The 20,834-nt window shown below is 64.5% G+C and carries 27 protein-coding genes and 3 tRNA genes; 13 read left to right on the plus strand and 17 right to left on the minus strand.

Going from position 1 to position 20,834, the window contains the following annotated elements; translation table 11 throughout:
• Window positions 1-10: 10 nt before the first annotated feature.
• The 10 genes from QXH22_RS08720 (at window position 11) to QXH22_RS08765 (ending at window position 9,505) form a co-directional block, all read left to right on the plus strand.
• On the plus strand, window positions 11-532 hold the full coding sequence (locus QXH22_RS08720) for a DinB family protein (RefSeq protein ID WP_306275377.1): 522 nt from the start codon (window positions 11-13) through the stop codon (window positions 530-532).
• Window positions 533-534: 2 nt separating this feature from the next.
• Window positions 535-1,128 carry a DinB family protein gene (locus tag QXH22_RS08725; RefSeq protein ID WP_306275378.1) on the plus strand — a complete coding sequence of 198 codons (594 nt, stop codon included), beginning with the start codon at window positions 535-537 and terminating at the stop codon, window positions 1,126-1,128.
• 95 nt (window positions 1,129-1,223) lie between these two features.
• Window positions 1,224-2,579 carry an AarF/ABC1/UbiB kinase family protein gene (locus QXH22_RS08730; RefSeq protein ID WP_306242282.1) on the plus strand — a complete coding sequence of 452 codons (1,356 nt, stop codon included), beginning with the start codon at window positions 1,224-1,226 and terminating at the stop codon, window positions 2,577-2,579.
• Between the two features lie 4 nt (window positions 2,580-2,583).
• A complete protein-coding gene (locus QXH22_RS08735; RefSeq protein ID WP_306242284.1) occupies window positions 2,584-3,489 on the plus strand; it encodes an alpha/beta fold hydrolase in 906 nt (301 codons plus the stop codon).
• Between the two features lie 87 nt (window positions 3,490-3,576).
• Entirely contained in the window at window positions 3,577-4,437 is an 861-nt protein-coding gene (locus QXH22_RS08740) for a cyclopropane mycolic acid synthase family methyltransferase (protein ID WP_306242286.1), read from the plus strand.
• Between the two features lie 141 nt (window positions 4,438-4,578).
• Entirely contained in the window at window positions 4,579-5,442 is an 864-nt protein-coding gene (gene mmaA2, locus QXH22_RS08745) for a cyclopropane mycolic acid synthase MmaA2 (RefSeq protein WP_306242288.1), read from the plus strand.
• 149 nt (window positions 5,443-5,591) lie between these two features.
• Entirely contained in the window at window positions 5,592-6,473 is an 882-nt protein-coding gene (locus tag QXH22_RS08750; protein WP_306275379.1) for a cyclopropane mycolic acid synthase family methyltransferase, read from the plus strand.
• Window positions 6,474-6,605: 132 nt separating this feature from the next.
• On the plus strand, window positions 6,606-7,502 hold the full coding sequence (gene mmaA4 / locus QXH22_RS08755) for a hydroxymycolate synthase MmaA4 (protein WP_306242291.1): 897 nt from the start codon (window positions 6,606-6,608) through the stop codon (window positions 7,500-7,502).
• Between the two features lie 100 nt (window positions 7,503-7,602).
• On the plus strand, window positions 7,603-8,295 hold the full coding sequence (locus QXH22_RS08760; RefSeq protein ID WP_306275380.1) for a YciI family protein: 693 nt from the start codon (window positions 7,603-7,605) through the stop codon (window positions 8,293-8,295).
• A 7-nt stretch (window positions 8,296-8,302) separates the two neighbouring features.
• Entirely contained in the window at window positions 8,303-9,505 is a 1,203-nt protein-coding gene (locus QXH22_RS08765) for an RNA polymerase sigma factor (protein ID WP_306275381.1), read from the plus strand.
• Window positions 9,506-9,639: 134 nt separating this feature from the next.
• Here QXH22_RS08765 and rplA read toward each other — a convergent pair whose 3' ends face one another.
• The 12 genes from rplA to QXH22_RS08825 all read right to left on the minus strand — a co-directional run bounded on the left by rplA (window position 9,640) and on the right by QXH22_RS08825 (window position 14,724).
• Complete coding sequence (rplA, locus tag QXH22_RS08770; protein WP_306242295.1) at window positions 9,640-10,353, minus strand: 50S ribosomal protein L1; 714 nt, start codon at window positions 10,351-10,353, stop codon at window positions 9,640-9,642.
• A 131-nt stretch (window positions 10,354-10,484) separates the two neighbouring features.
• Window positions 10,485-10,916, minus strand: coding sequence for a 50S ribosomal protein L11 (rplK, locus tag QXH22_RS08775; protein WP_306242297.1), 432 nt, complete (start codon window positions 10,914-10,916; stop codon window positions 10,485-10,487).
• 68 nt (window positions 10,917-10,984) lie between these two features.
• Window positions 10,985-11,704, minus strand: coding sequence for a transcription termination/antitermination protein NusG (gene nusG, locus QXH22_RS08780; protein ID WP_306242299.1), 720 nt, complete (start codon window positions 11,702-11,704; stop codon window positions 10,985-10,987).
• 31 nt (window positions 11,705-11,735) lie between these two features.
• Window positions 11,736-12,197 carry a preprotein translocase subunit SecE gene (gene secE / locus QXH22_RS08785; protein ID WP_306242301.1) on the minus strand — a complete coding sequence of 154 codons (462 nt, stop codon included), beginning with the start codon at window positions 12,195-12,197 and terminating at the stop codon, window positions 11,736-11,738.
• A gap of 121 nt (window positions 12,198-12,318) precedes the next feature.
• Window positions 12,319-12,391: transfer RNA gene (locus tag QXH22_RS08790), tRNA-Trp, on the minus strand.
• Window positions 12,392-12,514: 123 nt separating this feature from the next.
• On the minus strand, window positions 12,515-13,015 hold the full coding sequence (hadC, locus tag QXH22_RS08795; protein WP_306242303.1) for a (3R)-hydroxyacyl-ACP dehydratase subunit HadC: 501 nt from the start codon (window positions 13,013-13,015) through the stop codon (window positions 12,515-12,517).
• Between the two features lie 3 nt (window positions 13,016-13,018).
• The gene (gene hadB, locus QXH22_RS08800) at window positions 13,019-13,447 is read right to left on the minus strand and encodes a (3R)-hydroxyacyl-ACP dehydratase subunit HadB (protein WP_306242305.1); all 429 of its coding nucleotides are present in this window, start codon (window positions 13,445-13,447) and stop codon (window positions 13,019-13,021) included.
• On the minus strand, window positions 13,434-13,913 hold the full coding sequence (gene hadA, locus QXH22_RS08805) for a (3R)-hydroxyacyl-ACP dehydratase subunit HadA (protein WP_306242307.1): 480 nt from the start codon (window positions 13,911-13,913) through the stop codon (window positions 13,434-13,436). The genes hadB and hadA overlap by 14 nt, the downstream gene beginning before the upstream one ends.
• A gap of 48 nt (window positions 13,914-13,961) precedes the next feature.
• Entirely contained in the window at window positions 13,962-14,129 is a 168-nt protein-coding gene (gene rpmG, locus QXH22_RS08810) for a 50S ribosomal protein L33 (protein WP_036352522.1), read from the minus strand.
• Between the two features lie 97 nt (window positions 14,130-14,226).
• Window positions 14,227-14,303: transfer RNA gene (locus tag QXH22_RS08815), tRNA-Met, on the minus strand.
• A 32-nt stretch (window positions 14,304-14,335) separates the two neighbouring features.
• Window positions 14,336-14,408: transfer RNA gene (locus QXH22_RS08820), tRNA-Thr, on the minus strand.
• Window positions 14,409-14,508: 100 nt separating this feature from the next.
• A complete protein-coding gene (locus tag QXH22_RS08825; RefSeq protein WP_306242309.1) occupies window positions 14,509-14,724 on the minus strand; it encodes a type II toxin-antitoxin system VapB family antitoxin in 216 nt (71 codons plus the stop codon).
• A gap of 85 nt (window positions 14,725-14,809) precedes the next feature.
• Here QXH22_RS08825 and QXH22_RS08830 point away from each other — a divergent pair, with 85 nt between their 5' ends.
• The 3 genes from QXH22_RS08830 to QXH22_RS08840 all read left to right on the plus strand — a co-directional run bounded on the left by QXH22_RS08830 (window position 14,810) and on the right by QXH22_RS08840 (window position 17,269).
• Window positions 14,810-15,526, plus strand: coding sequence for an MBL fold metallo-hydrolase (locus QXH22_RS08830; protein WP_306242311.1), 717 nt, complete (start codon window positions 14,810-14,812; stop codon window positions 15,524-15,526).
• Between the two features lie 125 nt (window positions 15,527-15,651).
• Window positions 15,652-16,521 (plus strand): hypothetical protein, encoded by an 870-nt coding sequence (locus QXH22_RS08835; protein ID WP_306242312.1) that lies wholly within the window; start codon window positions 15,652-15,654, stop codon window positions 16,519-16,521.
• Between the two features lie 52 nt (window positions 16,522-16,573).
• Window positions 16,574-17,269, plus strand: a complete 696-nt coding sequence (locus QXH22_RS08840) for a crotonase/enoyl-CoA hydratase family protein (protein WP_306275382.1) — start codon at window positions 16,574-16,576, stop codon at window positions 17,267-17,269.
• A 118-nt stretch (window positions 17,270-17,387) separates the two neighbouring features.
• On the opposite strand, the gene QXH22_RS08845 is transcribed toward QXH22_RS08840, so the two are convergent.
• From QXH22_RS08845 to QXH22_RS08865, 5 genes are read right to left on the minus strand one after another with little or no spacing between them, the layout of a single operon-like run.
• A complete protein-coding gene (locus tag QXH22_RS08845; protein WP_306275383.1) occupies window positions 17,388-18,422 on the minus strand; it encodes a patatin-like phospholipase family protein in 1,035 nt (344 codons plus the stop codon).
• 10 nt (window positions 18,423-18,432) lie between these two features.
• A complete protein-coding gene (cynS, locus tag QXH22_RS08850) occupies window positions 18,433-18,888 on the minus strand; it encodes a cyanase (protein ID WP_306242315.1) in 456 nt (151 codons plus the stop codon).
• A gap of 53 nt (window positions 18,889-18,941) precedes the next feature.
• On the minus strand, window positions 18,942-19,373 hold the full coding sequence (locus QXH22_RS08855) for an SRPBCC family protein (RefSeq protein WP_306275384.1): 432 nt from the start codon (window positions 19,371-19,373) through the stop codon (window positions 18,942-18,944).
• The gene (locus QXH22_RS08860) at window positions 19,373-20,206 is read right to left on the minus strand and encodes a lysophospholipid acyltransferase family protein (protein ID WP_306275385.1); all 834 of its coding nucleotides are present in this window, start codon (window positions 20,204-20,206) and stop codon (window positions 19,373-19,375) included. The genes QXH22_RS08855 and QXH22_RS08860 overlap by 1 nt, the downstream gene beginning before the upstream one ends.
• 34 nt (window positions 20,207-20,240) lie before the next feature.
• A complete protein-coding gene (locus QXH22_RS08865; RefSeq protein WP_306275386.1) occupies window positions 20,241-20,756 on the minus strand; it encodes a nitroreductase family protein in 516 nt (171 codons plus the stop codon).
• Between the last annotated feature and the right edge of the window lie 78 nt (window positions 20,757-20,834).

Below are 20,834 nucleotides of genomic sequence, written 5' to 3' on the forward strand. Positions count from 1 at the left end.
GCTCGCAGGCATGGCAGACCTGATCACCCAGTTGGCCGACCAACTCGACTGGCACTGGAACACGCAGTTGCGCCCCCGCCTGGACGGCCTGACCGACGACGAATACTTCTGGCGACCGGTGCCGGACTGCTGGACCGTCCATCCGAACGGTTCGGTGGACTTCAGTTACCCCAGCCCCAGCCCGGCGCCGTTCACCACCATCGCCTGGCGGCTGGCCCACGTGATCGTCGGAGTTTTCGCCATGCGCAACCACCACCACTTCGGTGGCCCGCCCGCCGACTACCAGAATTGGCAGTACGCCACCGACGCTGCGAGCGCCCTGCGGCAACTCGACGAGGAGTACGCGGCGTGGATCCGCGGGGTGCGCTCGCTGTCGGCCACCGACCTGGACCGGCCGTGCGGTCCGGCTGAGGGACCCTACGCCGAGCACACACTGAGCGAGCTGATCCTGCACATCAACCGGGAAGCCATCCACCACGGCGCCGAAATTGCTTGTCTGCGCGACCTTTACCTCCACACCCGAAAGGACTGATCATGCCCGCCCTCGCCCCCCCGGTCACCGACGAACGCAATGCCCTCCGCGAGTTCCTCGCCTACCACCAGAGCGCGTACTTCGCGGCGTCCTACGGCCTGACCGACGAGCAGGCCCGGTCGACACCGTCGGCCGGCTCGCTGTCGATCGGCGGCCTGATCAAACATGTCACCGGTATGCAGAAGATGTGGATGGCCAGGGTGGCCGCTGCCCCGGATGTTCCGCCGGCCGACTCGCGCTCGTTCGAGGAACGCTCTGCGCAGTACGCCAACGAGTTCGTGATGCTGCCCGGCCAAACTCTGGCGGGGCTGCTCGAGGCGTTCGCCGCGCAGAACGCCGAAACCCTGCGGCTGGCCGACACCGCCGACCTCGACGCCGCGGTGCCGGTGCCGCGTGAAGCTCCGTGGTTCCCCAAGGACGTCGCCGCCTGGTCGGTTCGCTGGGTGCTGCTGCATGTGATCAATGAATTGGCCCGTCACGCCGGGCACGCGGACATCGTCCGGGAAAGCATCGACGGCGCCACCATGTACGAGCTGATCGCCGCCTCGGAGAACTGGGAGCCGCAGGCCTGGCTGACCCCCTGGCAACCCGAATAGGGGCCTGCACATCCTCCGTTGGCCGGGCTTTTGCGACAGGTGAGGCGGCTCACGCAAATTTTCAATCGGCTCCCCCGATTTGGCACACTGCAGAAATGAGTTCCACTAAACACCGCGATGTGGCCAAGCTTGACCGGGTGCCGCTACCGGTCGAAGCGGCCCGGGTAGCTGTCACCGGTTGGCAGGTCACCCGCACCGCAGCTCGTGTGCTCACCAAGCTGCCGGGCAAGGGGCCGTGGCAACAGAAGGTCATCAAAGAAGTCCCGCAGACGTTCGCCGACCTGGGCCCGACGTATGTGAAATTCGGGCAGATCATCGCGTCGAGTCCGGGCGCGTTCGGCGAATCGCTGTCCCGCGAATTCCGCGGCCTGCTGGACCGGGTGCCGCCCGCCGACACCGACGAGGTGCACAAGCTCCTCATCGAGGAACTCGGCGACGAGCCGGCCAATCTGTTCGCCTCGTTCGAAGAGACACCCTTCGCGTCGGCGTCGATCGCGCAGGTGCACTACGCGACCCTGAAGACCGGCGAGGACGTCGTCGTCAAGATCCAGCGGCCGGGTATCCGGCGCCGGGTGGCCGCCGACCTGCAGATCCTGCAGCGCTTCGCTCAGGCCGTGGAGCTGGCCAAGCTGGGCCGCCGGCTGTCTGCACAGGACGTGGTCGCCGACTTCTCCGACAACCTCGCCGAGGAGCTGGACTTCCGGCTGGAAGCGCAGTCGATGGACGCCTGGGTCTCGCATCTGCACGCGTCTCCGCTCGGTAAGAACATCCGGGTGCCGCAGGTGCACTGGAATTTCACCAGCGAGCGGGTGCTGACGATGGAGCGGGTGCAGGGCATCCGCATCGACAACGTCGCGGCCATCCGCAAGGCCGGCTTCGACGGCACCGAGCTTGTCAAGGCGCTGCTCTTCAGCGTGTTCGAAGGCGGGCTGCGGCACGGGCTGTTCCATGGAGACCTGCATGCGGGCAATCTCTACGTCGACGACGAGGGCCGCATCGTGTTCTTCGACTTCGGGATCATGGGCCGCATCGATCCGCGCACCCGCTGGTTGCTGCGCGAGCTGGTGTACGCCCTGCTGGTCAAGAAGGACCACGCCGCCGCGGGCAAGATCGTGGTGCTGATGGGCGCCGTCGGCACGATGAAGCCGGAGGCCGAAGCCGCCAAGGACCTCGAGAAATTCGCCACCCCGCTGACCATGCAGTCCCTGGGCGACATGTCCTATGCCGACATCGGCCGTCAGCTGTCGACGCTTGCCGATGCCTACGACGTCAAGCTGCCCCGCGAGCTGGTGCTGATCGGCAAGCAGTTCCTTTATGTCGAGCGGTATATGAAGCTATTGGCGCCCAAGTGGCAGATGATGTCAGACCCGCAGCTCACCGGTTACTTCGCCAACTTCATGGTCGAGGTCAGCCGGGAGCATCAAGCCAACCCGCAAGCCAACGAGGTGTAGTGACGTGGATGTTCGCAGTGGCACCGCGGTATCGGGTGATCTGAAGCTGTACTACGAGGACATGGGTGACCCCGACCATCCACCCGTGCTGCTCATCATGGGCCTGGGCGCTCAGATGCTGCTCTGGCGAACCGAGTTCTGCGAACAACTCGTCAGCCGGGGCCTGCGGGTCATCCGCTACGACAACCGCGATGTCGGGCTGTCCACCAAAACCGAGCGGCATCCCGATCCGCAACCGCTGCCGACGCGGATGGCCCGCTCGTTCCTCGGGTTGCCCAGCCGGTCGGCCTACCGGCTGGAAGACATGGCCGACGACGCGGCAGCCCTTCTCGACCACCTCGACATCGACGCGGCACACATCGTCGGGGCGTCGATGGGCGGCATGATCGCGCAGGTCTTCGCCGCCCAGCACGCGCACCGGACCCAGACGCTGGGGGTGATCTTCTCCAGCAATAACCACCGGTTCCTGCCGCCGCCGGCGCCGCGCGCGCTGCTGTCGCTCATCAAGGGTCCCCCGCCGAACTCGCCGCGCGAGGCGATCATCGACAACTCCGTGCGGGTCAGCAAGATCATCGGCAGCCCGCAGTACCCGACACCCGAGGAACAGATGCGCGCCGAGGCCGCCGAAGCCTACGACCGCAACTATCACCCGTGGGGTATTTCCCAGCAGTTCAGCGCCATTATGGGCAGCGGTAGCCTGCTCCACTACGACCGGCGCATCAGCGCCCCGACTGTCGTGATCCACGGCACGGCGGATAAACTTATGCGCCCCTTCGGCGGCCGCGCGGTCGCGAAGGCGATCAACGGTGCCCGATTGGTGTTGGTCGACGGTATGGGTCATGATCTGCCCAAGCAGTTGTGGGGTCGCGTCATCAACGAGCTGACTAGCAACTTCGATGCCGCCGGTTGAACCCACAGCCGACGGCTCCGTGAGGCCCCTCAAGGGGTGTCACGCAAAAACTAGAGATGCAACGGTGTGCGCTGGAGGTGGTCCGATATGGCCGAACTAAGACCGTATTACGAAGAGTCGCAAGCGACGTACGACATTTCGGATGACTTCTTCGCGCTGTTCCTGGACCCCAACATGGTCTACACATGCGCCTACTTCGAGCGCGACGACATGACGCTCGAAGAGGCGCAGCTCGCCAAGCTGGATCTGGCCCTGAACAAGCTGAACCTGGAACCGGGCATGACGTTGCTTGACGTCGGCTGCGGCTGGGGCGGCGCGGTGGTGCGCGCTGTGGAGAAGTACGACGTCAACGTCATCGGCATCACGCTCAGCCGCAATCACTACCTGCGCAGCAAGGCCAGGCTGGCGGCGATTCCCACCACACGGCGCGCCGAGGCGCGGCTGCAAGGCTGGGAAGAGTTCAACGAGAAGGTTGACCGGATCGTCAGCTTCGAAGCCTTCGACGCCTTCAAGAAGGAGCGCTGGCCGGCATTCTTCGACCGTTCGTACGAGATTCTGCCCGGTGACGGCTCGATGCTGCTGCACAGCATCTTTACCCACGAGCAGACCTACTGGCGCGACCACGGCATCACCGTGACCATGAGCGATCTGCGCTTCTTCCGCTTCCTGGCCACCGAGATCTTCCCGGGCGGCGGCATGTGCGGCGAGGTCGACATCATCGACAATGCGAAGAACAGCGGATTCTCGGTCGGCGAAATTCAATATCTGCAGCCGCATTACGCGCGCACGCTCGACATGTGGGCGGCCAATCTGGAAGCCAATCGCGAGCAGGCGATCGCTATCCAGTCGGAAGAGGTATACGACCGTTTCATGCGGTATCTCACCGGCTGCGCGAATCTGTTCCGAAAGGGTCTGTCCAATGTCGCGCAATACACGTTGACGAAATAATAAAAGCACCGCTGAACAGCGCAGACGCTGTCGCGGTTTAGTAATGAGGCGCCGCGTCGGATAACATACTTGCGGCATGCACTGGGGGATGCTACGACGCATGCGATCGTGGGCCTCGGCTGGTCCGGAAAGGCAATACCAATGGCTGTGAAGCTGAAGCCGCACTTTGACGATGTGCAGGCACACTACGACTTGTCCGACGACTTCTTCAGGCTGTTTCTGGACCCGACCCAGACATACAGCTGCGCTTATTTCGAGCGCGACGATATGACGCTGGAAGAGGCGCAGATCGCCAAGATCGACCTGGCGCTGGGCAAGCTGGGCCTGCAGCCCGGTATGACGCTGCTGGATGTCGGCTGCGGGTGGGGCGCGACGATGCGACGCGCGATCGAGAAGTACGACGTCAACGTCATCGGGCTGACCCTGTCCAAGAACCAGGCCGCGCACGTACAGCGGACATTCGACGAGATGAACACCCAGCGCACCAGGCGGGTGCTGCTCGAAGGTTGGGAGCAGTTCGACGAGCCCGTCGACCGCATCGTCTCGATCGGTGCTTTCGAGCACTTCGGCCACGAGCGCTACGACGATTTCTTCGCGCTGGCGCACAAGGTTCTGCCGGCCGACGGCGTGATGCTGCTACACACCATCACCGCCCTGACCGGTACTCAGATGGCCGAACGCGGCATGCCGCTGACCTTCGAGGGCGCCCGCTTCGCCAAGTTCATCATGACCGAGATCTTCCCGGGCGGACGGTTGCCGTCGATCGAAAAAGTCGAGGAGCACTCCGCCAAGGGCGGCTTCACGCTGACCCGCCGCCAGTCGCTGCAACCGCACTACGCCCGGACGCTCGACCTGTGGGCCGCGGCCCTGGAGTCGCGGCGCGACGAGGCTATCGCGATCCAGTCCGAAGAGGTTTACGACCGCTACATGAAGTACCTGACCGGTTGCGCCGATTCGTTCCGGACCGGCTACATCGACGTCAACCAATTCACCCTGGAAAAGTAGTGCGAAGGCGACCAGAGTGACACATGACAGGTCGCCTTCCAATAAATCCCGGCATTGGTGAGTTCAAATGCGAGGGACGGGTCCCAGCGCGTGTAGGGTCCGGAGATGATCACCTCGCGGGGGGTGGGCCTGTCCCATCGGGAGGACATATGTCTAACAACTTAACTCGAGCCAGGAGCCGGCGAGAGAACAACGACGACGTCCAGGCGCACTACGACATTTCCAACGAGTTCTTCGAGCTGTTCACGGACCCGACCCGGACCTACAGCTGCGCCTACTTCGAGCGCGACGACATGACTCTGGAGGAAGCCCAGATCGCCAAGCTGGACCTGGCGCTGGGCAAGCTGGGGCTCGAGCCAGGGATGACCCTGCTCGACGTCGGCTGCGGCTGGGGTTCGACGATGAAGCGCGCCCTCGAGAAATACGACGTGAACGTCATCGGCGTGACCTTGTCCAAGAACCAGCACGCATACTGCGAGCGGCTGCTCGGCCAGGTCGACACGAACCGTTCGTACCGGGTTCTGCTGAGCGACTGGGCCGAGTTCAACGAGCCGGTGGACCGGATCATCACCATCGAGGCGTTGGAGCACTTCGGTTTCCAGCGCTATGACGACTTCTTCAAGTTCGTCTTCGACGCCCTGCCGGAAGACGGCAGAATGCTGCTGCACTCGATCACCGGTCTGACCGGGGGGCAGATCGTCGAGCGCGGCATGCCGGTGACGTTCGAGATGGCCCGGTTCATCAAGTTCATCGTGACCGAGATCTTCCCGGGCGGACGGCTGCCCTCGATCGAGAAGGTGCACGACCACGCGACGAAGGCCGGTTTCACCGTCGCCCACGTCGAGTCGCTGCAGCTGCACTTCGCCAGGACCCTCGACCTGTGGGCCGAAGCCCTTTCAGCGCACAAAGACGAGGCCATCGACATCCAGTCAGAAGAGATCTATGAGCGTTACATGAAGTACCTGACCGGTTGCGCCGAGTCCTTCCGGATCGGCTACATCGACTGCCACCACTTCACCTTGAAGAAGTAGACCTCCGCGGGCCCGGCGTGCAACCCTGAGCCGGTCAGCCGGTACCACCGGATCGGGTAGTGTTGCACGTCAAAGGTCTAGGCCCGCGCGCACGACCAGCCAGTGCCACATATTCAGGAGAACACCACAGCAATGGCCGATAAATCGACCGGTGCCATGACGAAGCCGACGCAGTTCGAAGACATTCAGGCGCACTACGACGTCTCCGACGACTTCTTCGCCCTGTTCCAGGATCCGACCCGGACCTACAGCTGCGCCTATTTCGAACCGTGGGACATTTCGCTCGAGGAAGCCCAGATCGCGAAGGTCGACCTCAATCTGGACCAGCTGGATCTCAAGCCGGGCATGACGCTGCTGGACATCGGCTGCGGCTGGGGCACCACCATGAAGCGCGCGGTCGAGAAGTACGACGTCAACGTCATCGGCCTGACCCTGTCCAAGAATCAGCACGCCCGCTCCCAGCAGGTGCTGGACGCGATCGACACCGATCGCTCCCGGCGGGTACTCCTGCACGGCTGGGAGGACTTCAACGAGCCGGTTGACCGGATCGTCTCCATCGAGGCGTTCGAGCACTTCGGGCACGAGAACTACGACGACTTCTTCAAGCGCTGTTTCGACATCATGCCCGACGACGGCCGGATGACCGTCCAGAGCAGCGTGAGCTATCACCCGTACGAAATGGCGGCCCGGGGCAAGCGGATCACCTTCGAGACGGTGCGCTTCATCAAGTTCATCGTGACCGAGATCTTCCCCGGTGGCCGGCTGCCGTCCACCGAGATGATGGTGGAGCACGGCGAGAAGGCCGGCTTCGTGGTCCCCGAACCGATCTCGCTGCGCCCGCACTACATCAAGACGCTGCACATCTGGGGCGACACCCTGGAGTCCAACAAGGAGAAGGCCGTCGAGGTGACCTCGCTCGAGGTCTACGAGCGGTACATGAAGTATCTGCGCGGCTGCGAGCACTACTTCGACGACGAGATGCTCGACGTGAGCCTGGTGACCTACCTCAAGCCGGGGGCGGCCGCCTAGCGCTACCGCGCACCGGGTCGGTCGGATCCGGGCTGCGCCGTTCGTCGAACCGGTAGAGAGTGGAGCACTGGGCTTCGCTCGCTACGGGAGGAAACGACGAATGCAGTATTTCGCTCTGTTGATCAGTCACGAGCGCGATCTGACGCCCACGGAACGCGCGGCCGAGATGGACGCCTACCATCGCTTCCATCACAGCACGGCGGCCGCCATCAGGGCCGGTGATGCCCTGCTCCCCGCTGCCGCCGGCGCGCGGGTGGACGGCGGCACGGACACCATCACCGACGGCCCGTTCGCCGAAGGCGCCGAGGTGGCATGCGGCTACTACCTGTTCGAAGCGGAGAATCTCGACGAGGCCCTCTCCTTCGCCCGCAACATTCCGGTGGCCACGCACGGCGCGGTGGAGGTGTGGCCGACCGTCCACTCGATCGAACCGACCCGCAAGCTCGAGGGCACTGACTGGCTTGCGCTGCTTCTGGAGCCGCCCGGCTCTGCCCACACTCCGGGCACGCCGGAATGGAATGCCGTGGCGGCCCGCCATGTCGAGTTCGCGGCAGCCGCGGGCGATCACATCGTCGGGGGCGCCGCCTTGCACGACCGCTCGACGGCGACAACCGTGCGGGTTCGCGACGGCGAGGTTCTCGTAACCGACGGTCCCTATGCGGAAGGCGCCGAGGTGGCCAACGGCTTTTATGTCCTCACCGCGGCAGATCGCGACGAGGCCGCCAAGCTGGCGTCGATGATTCCGGCATCCGCGGTGCAGCTACGGCAACTGGCCGGCATCTCCGGGCTGTAGCCACCGGATGACGACCCTGGACGGCGTCTTTCGGCGGGAATGGGGACCCGCCGTCGCAACCATCGCACGATGGTCGGGCGACCTCACGATTGCCGAGGATGCCGTCCAGGAGGCGTGCGCCGAGGCGCTGCGCAGCTGGCCCCGCGACGGCATGCCGGATCGTCCGGGCGGGTGGCTGATCACGGTCGCGCGCAATCGCGCCCGGGATCGGCTGCGCCGCGAATCCATCCGTCCAGAGAAGGAATTGGCGGCATTCGTGGAAGATTCCGGCTCCCCCGATCCGCACCAGGTGCGTGACGACGAACTGCGGATGATGTTCACTTGCGCGCACCCCGCGCTGGACCGCCGGTCACAGCTGGCACTCACGCTGCGGCTGGTGTCCGGACTGACGGTCGCCGAGATCGCCCGCGCCCTGTTGCAAACCGAGGCCGCCATCGGTCAACGAATCACCAGGGCCAAATACAAGATCCGGCACGCGAACATCCCGCTGCGGGTCCCGCCCGCCGAGCTGCTGCCCGAGCGCACGCCGCACGTACTCAGCTGCATCTATTCGGTGTTCACCGAGGGGTACTGGTCCACGGGGGGACCGTCGGCGATCCGCGACGAGCTGTGCGACGAGGGGGTGCGGCTGGCCGGTGAGCTGTGCACGCTGATGCCCCATCCGGAGGCGCACGCGCTGGCCGCCCTGGTGCTGCTGCACGATTCGCGACGGGCGACCCGGCTGGACGGCGACGGAGCCCTGGTGCCGCTGGACGAGCAGGACCGGCGCCGGTGGGACCGCGACCGGATCAACCGCGGCCTGAACCGGTTGCGGCAGGCGCAGGGATCGACCGGTCCATATCTGCCGCAAGCGGTGATCGCCGCGATACACGCGACAGCACCGTCCTGGGAGTTGACCGACTGGGCCGCGATATGCGCGGCGTACGACCGGTTACTGCAATTGACCGACTCACCGGTGGTGCTGGCCAACCGCGCCCTGGCGGTCGGTTTCCGCGACGGACCGGACGCAGGCCTGACCGCCCTCGACAAAGTGGCGCACGACCCGCGGCTGACGCGGTCGAATCTCGTCCCGTCGGTGCGCGCGGACCTGTTGCGGCGGGCCGGACGCGTCGACGAAGCCGTCATCTGGTATCGAAAAGCGTTGGAGGTCAACGCTTCTGAGCCGGGCCGCGCATTCCTGCGGCGGCGCATCAGCGAATGCGGCGGCTAGGTGGCCAAGTGGCCGGCTTGGGGCTCGCCTCGCGCCGACAGTGAATCTGACGACACGACACGCCGGTGGCGCGTCGCAGAGTTCACAGTCGACGTTCGCGGGGCTTACTGGCGCCGCTCACTCCGCCGCGGGGCTTACTCCGCCTCGGCGGCGAAGTTGCGGGTGATCGACGGGTCGACCGGGATACCCGGACCGGTCGTCGTGGAGACCGTCACCTTCTTCAGGTAGCGCCCCTTGGACGACGACGGCTTGTGCCGCAGCACCTCATCCAGCGCGGCGCCGTAGTTCTCCGCGAGCTTCTTCTCGTCGAACGATGCCTTGCCGATCACGAAGTGCAGGTTGGCCTGCTTGTCGACACGGAAGTTGATCTTGCCGCCCTTGATGTCGGCGACGGCCTTCGCGACGTCGGGGGTGACGGTGCCGGTCTTGGGGTTCGGCATCAGGCCACGCGGACCTAGCACCCGGGCGATCCGGCCGACCTTGGCCATCTGGTCGGGAGTGGCGATCGCGGCGTCGAAGTCCAGGAATCCACCCTGGATCTTCTCGATCAGGTCGTCACTGCCGACGACGTCGGCTCCCGCGGCCACGGCGGCGTCGGCCTTCTCGCCGACGGCGAAGACGGCCACGCGGGCGGTCTTACCGGTGCCGTGCGGCAGGTTGACCGTGCCGCGGACCATCTGGTCGGCCTTACGCGGGTCGACGCCGAGCCGGATAGCGACCTCGACGGTCGCGTCCTGCTTGGTGGACGAGGTCTCCTTGGCGAGCCGGGCGGCCTGCAACGGGGTGTAGAGGTTGTTGCGGTCCACCTTCTCGGCGGCGGCGCGGTATGCCTTACTCGTCTTGCTCATTTCGTATCCAATCTGGTGTTGGGTTCGTGGTGATGCGGGCCGCAGCTGGCCCTCCCACGCGTTCTCGGTCTGTGTTGCCGGACTCCTCCTCGGGCCGGAAGCGACCCGCATCGTGGTCCGACGGGGTGGAACTACTCGACCGTGATGCCCATCGACCGGGCAGTGCCGGCGATGATCTTGGCGGCCGCGTCGATGTCGTTGGCGTTGAGGTCCGTCTTCTTGGTCTCGGCGATCTCGCGCACCTGGTCCCAGGTCACCTTGGCGACCTTGGTCTTGTGCGGCTCCGCCGAGCCCTTGCCGACGCCGGCAGCCTTGAGCAGCAGCTTGGCGGCCGGGGGGGTCTTCAACGCGAAGGTGAAACTGCGGTCCTCGTAGACCGTGATCTCCACCGGGATGACCTGCCCGCGCTGGCTCTCGGTCGCGGCATTGTACGCCTTGCAGAACTCCATGATGTTGACGCCGTGCTGGCCGAGCGCGGGGCCGACCGGCGGCGCAGGGTTGGCCTGACCCGCGGTGATCTGCAGCTTGATCAGCCCGGTGACTTTCTTCTTCTTCGGGGCCATGAGTTTGTCCTACATTCCTTCCTAGTCTTGCAAAGTGCTGGGGTGCAAAGTTCTGGGATGCCCTGGGTCTAGATCTTCGAGACCTGGCTGAAGGTCAGCTCCACCGGAGTTTCGCGGCCGAAGATCGAGACCAGCACCTTGAGCTTCTGCTGTTCGGCGTTGACCTCGTTGATGGTGGCCGGCAGCGTCGCGAACGGTCCGTCCATCACCGTCACCGATTCGCCGACCTCGTAGTCGACCTCGAGAACGGGACGCTCCAGGCCGCCGGTCTCTGCCGCCGCAGCGGTGCTGGCCGCACCCTTGGTCGCCTTCTTCGCCGCGCCCGGCGGCAGCAGGAACTTCACCACGTCATCGAGCGAGAGCGACGACGGGCGTGACGTCGCGCCGACGAATCCGGTGACTCCCGGGGTATTGCGCACCGCGGCCCACGAGTCGTCGGTCAAGTCCATGCGGACCAGGATGTAGCCGGGCAGCACCTTGCGATTGACCTGCTTGCGCTGGCCGTTCTTGATCTCGGTGACCTCTTCGGTGGGGACCTCCACCTGGAAGATGTAGTCGCCGACGTCGAGGTTCTGCACCCGGGTCTCGAGGTTGGCTTTCACCTTGTTCTCGTAACCCGCGTAAGAGTGGATGACGTACCAGTCACCCGGCTTGCTGCGCAGCTCAGCCTTGAGCGCAGCGGCGGGGTCGACATCTTCAGCGGGGGCCGCCGCCGCGTCCTGCGGGGCGTCCGCTTCCTGCACATCGACCGCCTCACCCGCGGACGGTTCACCGTCGAACGTCGTCACGGTTCTCAGTCCTCTCTATCGCTCTCAAGTCTCAGCCGAACACCAACAGCACGAGCTTGCTCAGACCCAGGTCGGCGCCTCCTACCAGCGCCACCATGAACGCCAGGAAGACCAACACCACCGACGTGTAGGTCAGCATCTGCTTGCGGTTGGGCCAGATCACCTTCCGCATCTCGGCTACAACCTGCTTGAGGTAGTTGTAGACGAACACGAACGGATTGATCGAGCTGGATGAACCGGCTTTCTTCGGCTTCTTCGCCTTGTCCTTCTGCGTCGACTTAGCCTTCGAAGTCTTGGCGGACTTCGACGCGTCCTTCTTCGCCGAACCCTTCTCGGCGGCCTCCACGTCGGTCGACTCTTCGCCGTCCTCGGCCTCCACCGCGCGCACCCGGGACCGCTTTCCCGTGGGCCGCTGTGGCCGCGCCGCCGCCTTGGTCACCACGGCACCGCCGTCGCCTGCGGCGTCGTCGGCAACGTCGCCTTCGTCGCTCACCGCGTGCTCCTTCGTTCGCTAGCTATGTCGCGGGCCGTACCGCTCGAAGTGGCCACCCATCCCAGTGTCCACCATGGCACGCGAGTCAGATGGTCCGCCTCCTCATGCGGCTGACCCTCAGCAGGGGCGACAGGACTTGAACCTGCAACCTGCGGTTTTGGAGACCGCTGCTCTGCCAGTTGAGCTACGCCCCTATTTTCCGGGGCTTACATGACTCGCGCGCCCCCCGTTCGGCAATCGCGAACCGACGGACAGCGCGCTGGTAATGGGAAAACCCCGAGGTCCGAGTGTACATGGACGCGCGAGCCAGATACTAATTACCCGGTTCTGACGACCTGCCCGGATTCTTTGTCCCATTTGAGCTGGATGGAGTTGTCCCCCTCGTGGCCCATCAGGGTCGTGTAGGCCTCCAGGACCAAAACGCCGTCCTGGTTGTGACAGAAGTTCTTCGTCATGACGATGTCGGCGCCGAAGCGCTCGTTCACCGACTCGATGCGCAGGCTGCCATAGAGCTTGTCGCCGACGTATATCGGCTCGTGGTACACGAACTTCTGGTCGACCTGCACGATCTGCATGGTCTCGAAGCCGACGTCCACATTGCGGAAGAAATCGTCTTGGATCAGTTTCGCCAGGATCGTCACGAAGGTGAGTGGGGCGACGATGCGGTCGTAGCCGAGTTCGGCGGCCCCGGCCTCGTCGTGGAAAGCCTTATCGTCGGCCTTGATCGACCGGGAAAACTGGCGAACCTGCTCGCGGCCCACCTCGAAGTAATCGGGGTACTGCCAGCTCATACCGCGGATATCTGTTTTGAGGGCCATCCGCTAGGCCAGCTTCGCCGAGGCGACGGCCCGGCCGAAGATCTTCTTGCCGCCGGTGGTCGCCGTCAGCGCAATGGTCACGGACTTCGTCTCCGGGTCCACGGACTTCACCCGACCGCTGAACACCAACTCGGCACCTTTGCCGTCATTGGGCACCGGGACCACCGCGGTGAACCGCACGTTGTACTCGGTGACGGCACCCGGGTCGCCCACCCACGACGTGACGTAGCCGCCGCCGATGCCCATCGTCAGCATGCCGTGGGCGATTGCGGTGTCCAGGCCGACCATCTTGGCGATCTCGTCGTCCCAGTGGATCGGGTTCAGGTCACCCGAGACTCCCGCGTAGTTGACCAGGTCCTGGCGGGTCAAGGGGTAGACCCGCTCCGGCAGCTGATCACCCACCTTGACCGAACTGAACTCACGCAGAGGCATCCGCAAATCCTACTTCCCCGTCGTCACCGGCACGGCCCGCCAGTGTCGTGTATGTCTCTTGGACAATCTCACCGGCATCGTTGGTGATGATGTTCTTGGTCACGATGATCTGGGTGCCGTGCGCTTCCCGCACCGCATCCACGTGGACGTCACAGTAGAGCTTGTCGCCCGCCACGATCGGCTTGAGGAACTTCAGCACCTGGTCGACCTGGACGATCTGCTGGTCGGTGACAGCGATGTTGGCGTCTCTGAAGAATGCCGACTGGGCCTTGTAACCGAATACCGAAATGAAGCACAGCGGGGCCGCCAGGCCGTCGTAACCCAGTTCCGCTGCCGCGTCCTCACCGTAGAAAGCCGGCTCGTCATTCTGGACGGCAGTGGCGTACTCGCGGATCTTTTCCCGTTCCACTACGTAATGGTCGGGGTAGCGATAATGCATCCCGAGGATCTTTTCGGACAGGGCCACAGTTCTCGAACCTACCTAGTCGACGCTCTGTAATTGGGGTGCGCGCATTCAGCGCGTTTCGCGGTGCCCCTGGTGCTTGCCGCAGTTCGGGCAGAACTTTTTCAGCTCAAGGCGGTCCGGGTCGTTGCGGCGGTTCTTCTTGGTGATGTAGTTGCGGTGCTTGCACACCTCGCACGCCAAGGTGATCTTCGGCCGCACGTCGGTACTGGAAGCCATGACGGTTCTCTCTCAAATCTCTCGAAGTCTCAGTATTCGGTTGTCGTGCTTGTGGTGTCTCGTCGTACTTGTGGTGTCTCGTCGTACTTGTGGTGTCTGGTAGCGATGGCCGGACTCGAACCGGCGACCTAACGATTATGAGTCGTTCGCTCTAACCAACTGAGCTACACCGCCTCTGGGGCCGCGCACCTGCTCGGCGTCCGCCGAGCCCCCTAACGGAATCGAACCGTTGACCTTTTCCTTACCATGGAAACGCTCTACCGACTGAGCTAAGGGGGCCGTGCACCCGCAACGAGCAGACCTGCCGCGGGCCAAAAAGAGGGTACAGCCTGGCGCACAACGTCTCCAAACCACGTGCGCCTGACCCAGGTCCACCGGGTCAGCCCGTATCGCCCTCACGGTGCAGCGACCAGGCGCTGAGGTCACTGAACTCGTCGAAGTCGTCGTCATGGGATTCGGGGTCGGCGTTATCTGCCTCGTCGAGCATTGCCCGCATTGCCAGATTGACGGCCTCCCGCGCATCGGCCACGTGGTAACGACGAATGATCTCGTCCACCAGGTCGAGGTCAAGCAGGATTTCGACCCTCTTCAACATGGACCGATATTACGACTCCGGCGCAGGTAGGGACAGGTAAGAAGGCCAAGTTGGGCGTTTTTCGGCCTACCCATAGTCTGGTGGCGTGTCGAATTCGGACCGGTTGTATTTCCGGCAGCTGCTTTCTGGCCGCGACTTCGCGGCCAACGACGTGATTGCGGCGCAGATGCGCAATTTCGCCTACCTGATCGGCGACCGGGAAACCGGCGACTGCGTGGTCGTCGATCCCGCCTATGCGGCCGGGGATCTGGTCGACGCGCTCGAGTCCGACGACATGCACCTGTCCGGGGTGCTCGTCACGCATCACCACCCCGACCACGTCGGCGGCTCGATGATGGGATTCGAGCTCAAGGGGCTCGCCGAACTGATGGAACGGGTGAGCGTGCCGGTGCACGTCAACACTCACGAGGCGCTGTGGGTGTCCCGGATCACCGGGATCCCGATGAGCGACCTGACCAGCCATGAGCACCGGGACAAAATCAGTGTCGGCGACATCGAGATCGAACTTCTGCACACGCCCGGTCACACGCCGGGCAGTCAGTGCTTCCTGCTCGACGGACGGCTGGTCGCGGGCGACACCCTGTTCCTGGACGGATGCGGGCGCACCGATTTCCCGGGCGGCGATTCCGACGAGATGTACCGCAGCCTTCAGCAACTCGCGGCACTGCCCGGCGACCCGACGGTGTTCCCCGGTCACTGGTATTCGGCCGACCCGAGCGCCGCACTGTCGGAAGTCAGACGCTCGAATTATGTGTACCGGCCGGCCAATCTCGACCAGTGGCGAATGATGATGGGCGGCTGACGCCCGGCGAACACGGCCGGTCGTCATGTGCTCGCCCGATGACCCATTCAGCAATACACAGGAAGCCCCTTTACGATCAGTGCAGCTAAGTTCCAGGTCCGAGGATTAAGCGGAGGGTGGAATCCATGGGGTGGGTCCGGGGAAGCTGGCCGCAGGGCCGGCCCGAAAGCTGGCCTGAAAGCTGGAGAGGCATCGACACCATCGAGTCCAGCACCTGGTTGGCATGGGCAGCGTGGGCAGCGATCGCCCTCGGCGTCGTCGCCCTGATCTTCACCCATCGCCAGCTGCAGCGAAATCGGGCGCTGGCAGCGGAGAAGACGCGTCCTCACGTCGCGATGCTGATGGAGCCCCACGTCGCGGACTGGCATGTCATCGAGCTGGTGGTGCGCAACTTCGGTCGCACCGCCGCCTACGACATCCGTTTCAATTTCCCCAACCCGCCGACCGTCGCCGAATACGAGAATGCCTCCGACGGCTACGCGGACGTGGTCGAACTGCAACTGCCCCGCGAATTGCCGACGCTGGCTCCCGGTCAGGAATGGCGAATGGTCTGGGACTCCGCACTCGACCGCGCCGAAATAGGGCACGGCGTCGAATCGCGTTTCGAGGGCACCGTCACCTATTACGACCGCCCCGAGCAGCCGCGCGGATGGAAATTCTGGCAACGCGCCCGACGGCCGCTGGAGACCAAGGTGGTGCTGGACTGGGATGCCCTGCCACCCGTCCAGCGCATCGAGCTGATGACGACGCACGACTTGGCGAAACGGGAGAAGCAGAAGCTCGAACTGCTGCGCAACCTGCTGACCTACTTCCACTACGCCAGCAAGGAGACCCGCCCGGAGGTGTTCCGCAGCGAGATCGACCGCATCAACCGCGCTGTGCAGGAAACTCAGGACAGGTGGCGCACCCGGCAACTCGACGAGCCCACCGACGTGAGCCTGCGCTGGGGTGACGCCGAGAACGAGCTGGGAAAGCATCGCAGCCAGCGGGTGTAAGCCGGGGAGTCGCAATCTGGTTCAATCGACTCGCCGAGCGAAGGAGTAACCCATGAGCGGTCCGGTCGTCTACACCCACGACGAAACCATCGGGGTCATCCGGATGGACGACGGCAAGGTCAACGCACTAGGGCCGACCATGCAGCAGGCTCTCAACGACGCGCTGGACCAGGCCGACGCCGACAACGTCGGGGCGCTGGTGATCACCGGGAACCAGCGGGTGTTCAGCGGCGGCTTCGATCTGAAGATTCTGACCTCGGGCGAGGTACAGCCCGCCATCGACATGCTGCGCGGCGGATTCGAGCTGTCCTACCGGCTGCTGTCCTACCCCAAGCCGGTGGTGATCGCCTGCACCGGGCCCGCGATCGCGATGGGCTCATTCCTGCTGTGCTCGGGTGATCACCGAATCGCGGCCCATGCGTACAACATTCAGGCCAACGAGGTTGCGATCGGGATGGTGATTCCGTGGGCGGCTCTGGAGGTCCTGAAACTCCGGCTGACCCAGTCGGCCTATCAACAGGCCACCGGCCTGGCCAAGACCTTCTTCGGCGAGACGGCTCTCGCCGCCGGCTTCATCGACGAGATGGCGCTGCCCGACCGGGTGGTCGCCCGCGCCGAGGAGGCAGCTCACGAGTTCGCCGGGTTGAACCAGTCGGCCCACGCCGCCACCAAGTTGCGGGCTCGTGCCGATGCACTCAAGGCGATTCGCGCCGGGATCGACAACATCGAGAAGGAGTTCGGCCTGTAGGGAGCTGTCGCCTCAGGTTCTGATCAATTGATGAGCCAGGTGGTGCGGCCGCCCGAACAACCGCTGCAACACCGGCGCCTCCTCCGTGTTCAAGTCTGACACCGAATGCATCTCCACGTCATTGGAACTGGCGGAACCGCTCGAGATAGTCCACCCAGTTCCACGTCGAGAGAAACCTCTGCGCCGATTCGTAGCCCTTGTTGTAGAGCGCTTCCGCGTCCTTGCGCGAGATGCTGAAATCCAGGAAATTCACCGCGGTCGAGTCGACCCGGATGGCGCGGGCGCTCACCCATGGCTGGTTGAGGTAGGTCTGGTCATGCCCGACGAACATGGTCGTGATCAGCTGCTCGAGCAGCACCGACGGCGGACCGAGCAGTCGCAACGCACCGACCCCGGGAATCAGCTGCTCGTTCCCCTGGGGTAACTCCGGCACCACCGTGATGCCGAAGGTGGGCCAGCGCGGCGATTTGCAGTCCGGCCGGTCGAAGGAGTCGATAGGAAAATTGGACAGGACACCGCCGTCCACCAGGGTGGAGGTGCGCCCGGCCGCACTGGTCAACGTGACCGGCCGGAAAAAGAACGGGATCGACATCGATGCGCGCACCGCGTCGGCCACCGATTGTTCGTCGGGATCGAGTCCGTACAGCCGGCGGTAATCCCACGGCAGCCGCACCAGCTGACCGGTCGTCAGGTCGGCGACGGTGACCACCAGCCGGTAGCGCCGCTCGGCGGGCATCTGCCGGTCGCTCAATGCCAGATCGCCGAACGTCTGCACGCCCAGGTTCTTCAGCTCGCCACGGATCCAGTCGTGTGCGAAATCGCCTCTGTACATGCCATTTTCGCGCAGCAGGCCCCACGCTGGGCCGACGACGGGCAGGTGCCCGACCGGGCCGGTATCGCGAAACTTCTCGTACGGCAGCGTCAGGGCGAGCTCTCTGATCTGACCGACGCTCAGCTGGTCACCGTTGGACGCTGCGGCCAGCATCGATCCGACCAGCGAACCCGCTGAGACGCCGGAGACACGTTTGAGTGCGTACCCGGCCTCCATGACGGCGACCACGGCGCCGACCAGTCCGACACCCTTGACGCCGCCGCCCGAGAGAACCATGTCGACGGGTTTGCGCCGTGCGGTGCCGCTCCGCTGCTGCGCCATCAGCGTCCTTTCACTCCTGCGCCGAAGTCCATTGGTAGGGAAGGAATTTGCCGTCGAAGGTCACCACCACCCGGTCGCCCGATTCATGCGACTTCTTCTGCAGGTCGAGGCTGAAGTTGATGGCGCTCATGATGCCGTCGCCGAACTGCTCGTGGATCACTTCCTTGAGCGCACCGCCGTAGACCTGGAGTGCCTCGTAGAACCGGTAGATGGTGGGATCGGTGGGCACCGCAGTGGGCAGGCCGCCCCGCATCGGCGGTGCCGCCAGGACGGGAATAACGGACTCTGCCAACCCGAGCATTTCGGCCAGGACTTTGCCCTCGTCCACAGGGATCGGGTGCTGGCCCAGTAGCGCCGACGTCGTCCACAGCAGCGGCCTGCCGATGGCGTCGGCCAGTTGCTGCCAACTGAGGCCCTTAGACAGCCGGGCGATGACGATCTGCTCGGTGATCTCGTTTCTGTTCATCAACCCAGCATGCACGCTTGAGGTGACAGCGCATGACTCGGCTCGTGCACGCATCACTCGACAAGTCGCCGAAGGTTTTTCAGGCTTTCAGCCAGTGAACGCCCCACCCAGCGCGATGCGACGCGGTCGGCGATCAGGCCGAGCAGGCCGCCTTCGGAGTTGTATGCCAGGCGGAACGTGACCGCGGTTCGCCCCGGCCCCGCATCGCGCAGCCGGAAGCGGCCGCGCTGGGTCACACCGGTGATGTTGATCCAGGCCAGATCCCGCGCGGTATCGAGCTCCACCACTTCGGCGATACCTCCCACCGGGATCGAGCCGATCTTCCACAACACCGTGTACCGGGCGCCGACCCGTACCGGGCCCTCGGTCAGCGTCTCCCAGCGCTCCAGATGAGCCAGGAAGGACGGATAGCGATCCGGATCGCTGAGCACCTTCCACACGGCGTCCCGATCGGCGTTGACGACGATCCGGCGTTCGACGCGCATCAGCCGATCACCGGAAATCGCCGCTCGGCGGCCAGCCGATCGACACCGGCCTGCAGGCTGGCGATCACTTCGTCGTACACGGCCTGGTCGTCATCGTGGACCTCGATCGGCGCTTGCACCTCGATGACGATCTTCGCGGGCAACGGGATGTGTCCCAGCAGGTCACTGACGTTCAGCCCCCAGGGGATCGCCAGCGAGACGGGCACACTCTTGAGCCGGATCAACTTGTCCAGCATCAGCAGTCTGGCCAGCCACTGCGCGCGTCCGAGGAACAACGCCGTCTCCTGGCCGCCCACGCTGGCCACCGGCACGATAGGCACGCCGGTTTCGCGGGCGAGCCGCACAAAACCCTTGCGGCCACCGAAGTCGACGACGTGCCGTTGCCACGACGGGCGAAAGACTTCGTAATCGCCACCGGGATACACCAATACGGCCGCGCCCGATTCCAGTGCCAGACGGGCATTTTCAGGGCTGGCGGCTACGGTGCCGAATTTGCGGAGCCAGCGCAGCGGCGGATAGAGGGTGACCAGATTATGCGCTAGTTGATAGAAGGGGCGCTCCACCCCGAAGTACGAGCAGAAGGCCAACGTGAAGACGAACGTGTCGGGCGGCACGTTGCCGCCGCTGTGATTGCCGACCAGCAGCACGGGCCCGGTCGCAGGTATGCGATCGAGACCGCGCACGTCGGCGCGGAAATACAACGAGGCCAGCAACCAGGTTCCGGGCAGCTGGTCCCGGATGAAGTCCGGGTCGCGCTGGTCCAGGTCCGCTTTGGGGACCCGGCCCATGATCTGCTTGCCGGCCCATTCAAGGGCATCACTGACGCCGCCCATCGCTCAAGCCTGGCACACGGTGAGCCGAGCAGCGTCACCAGCGGCCACGATGAATCACTTCGGCAAACGGCCGCCGGTTCGGTTTGCGGATCGGCGTCAACGGTCGGTCAGCGGCGTAGCCGACACCGAGCAGGTAGGCGACCAGGTGGTCGTCGGGAATACCGAGGATGGCGCGCGCCTTCTCCTGGTCTCCCACCGACGAATGACCGGTGCCGATGCCGAGGTCGGTGGCCGCGAGCATCATCGCCATCGTCGCTTGACCGACGTCATATTGATCGACGACTTTTCTGCGCTCATCCGGTGGAACGGGGATCACCAGAACGATCGCCGCCGCGGCGCCGGCGATATGGCCGGCACCCATCCACACAGTTGAGAGTTCTTGCAGCTGAGCGTGATCGGTGACGACTACGAAGTCCCAGGGCTGGCGGTTCTTCGCCGAGGGCGCCCGCCAGCCTGCCTCGACGATGCGCTCCAGGTCGGCGTCGGCGACCGGCTGCGCCGTGTACTGCCGCACGTTGCGCCGGGCGCAAATCGCATCCCAGGTCTCCATGACGTCCTCCCGTTTCCCACGATCAGCCCGCTCCCGCGCCCCCTTTGTACACCCGGAGCGCCGCCGGTGTCGGAGGGG

The sequence above is a fragment of the Mycobacterium sp. TY814 genome (assembly GCF_030755175.1).
Lineage (GTDB): Bacteria > Actinomycetota > Actinomycetes > Mycobacteriales > Mycobacteriaceae > Mycobacterium.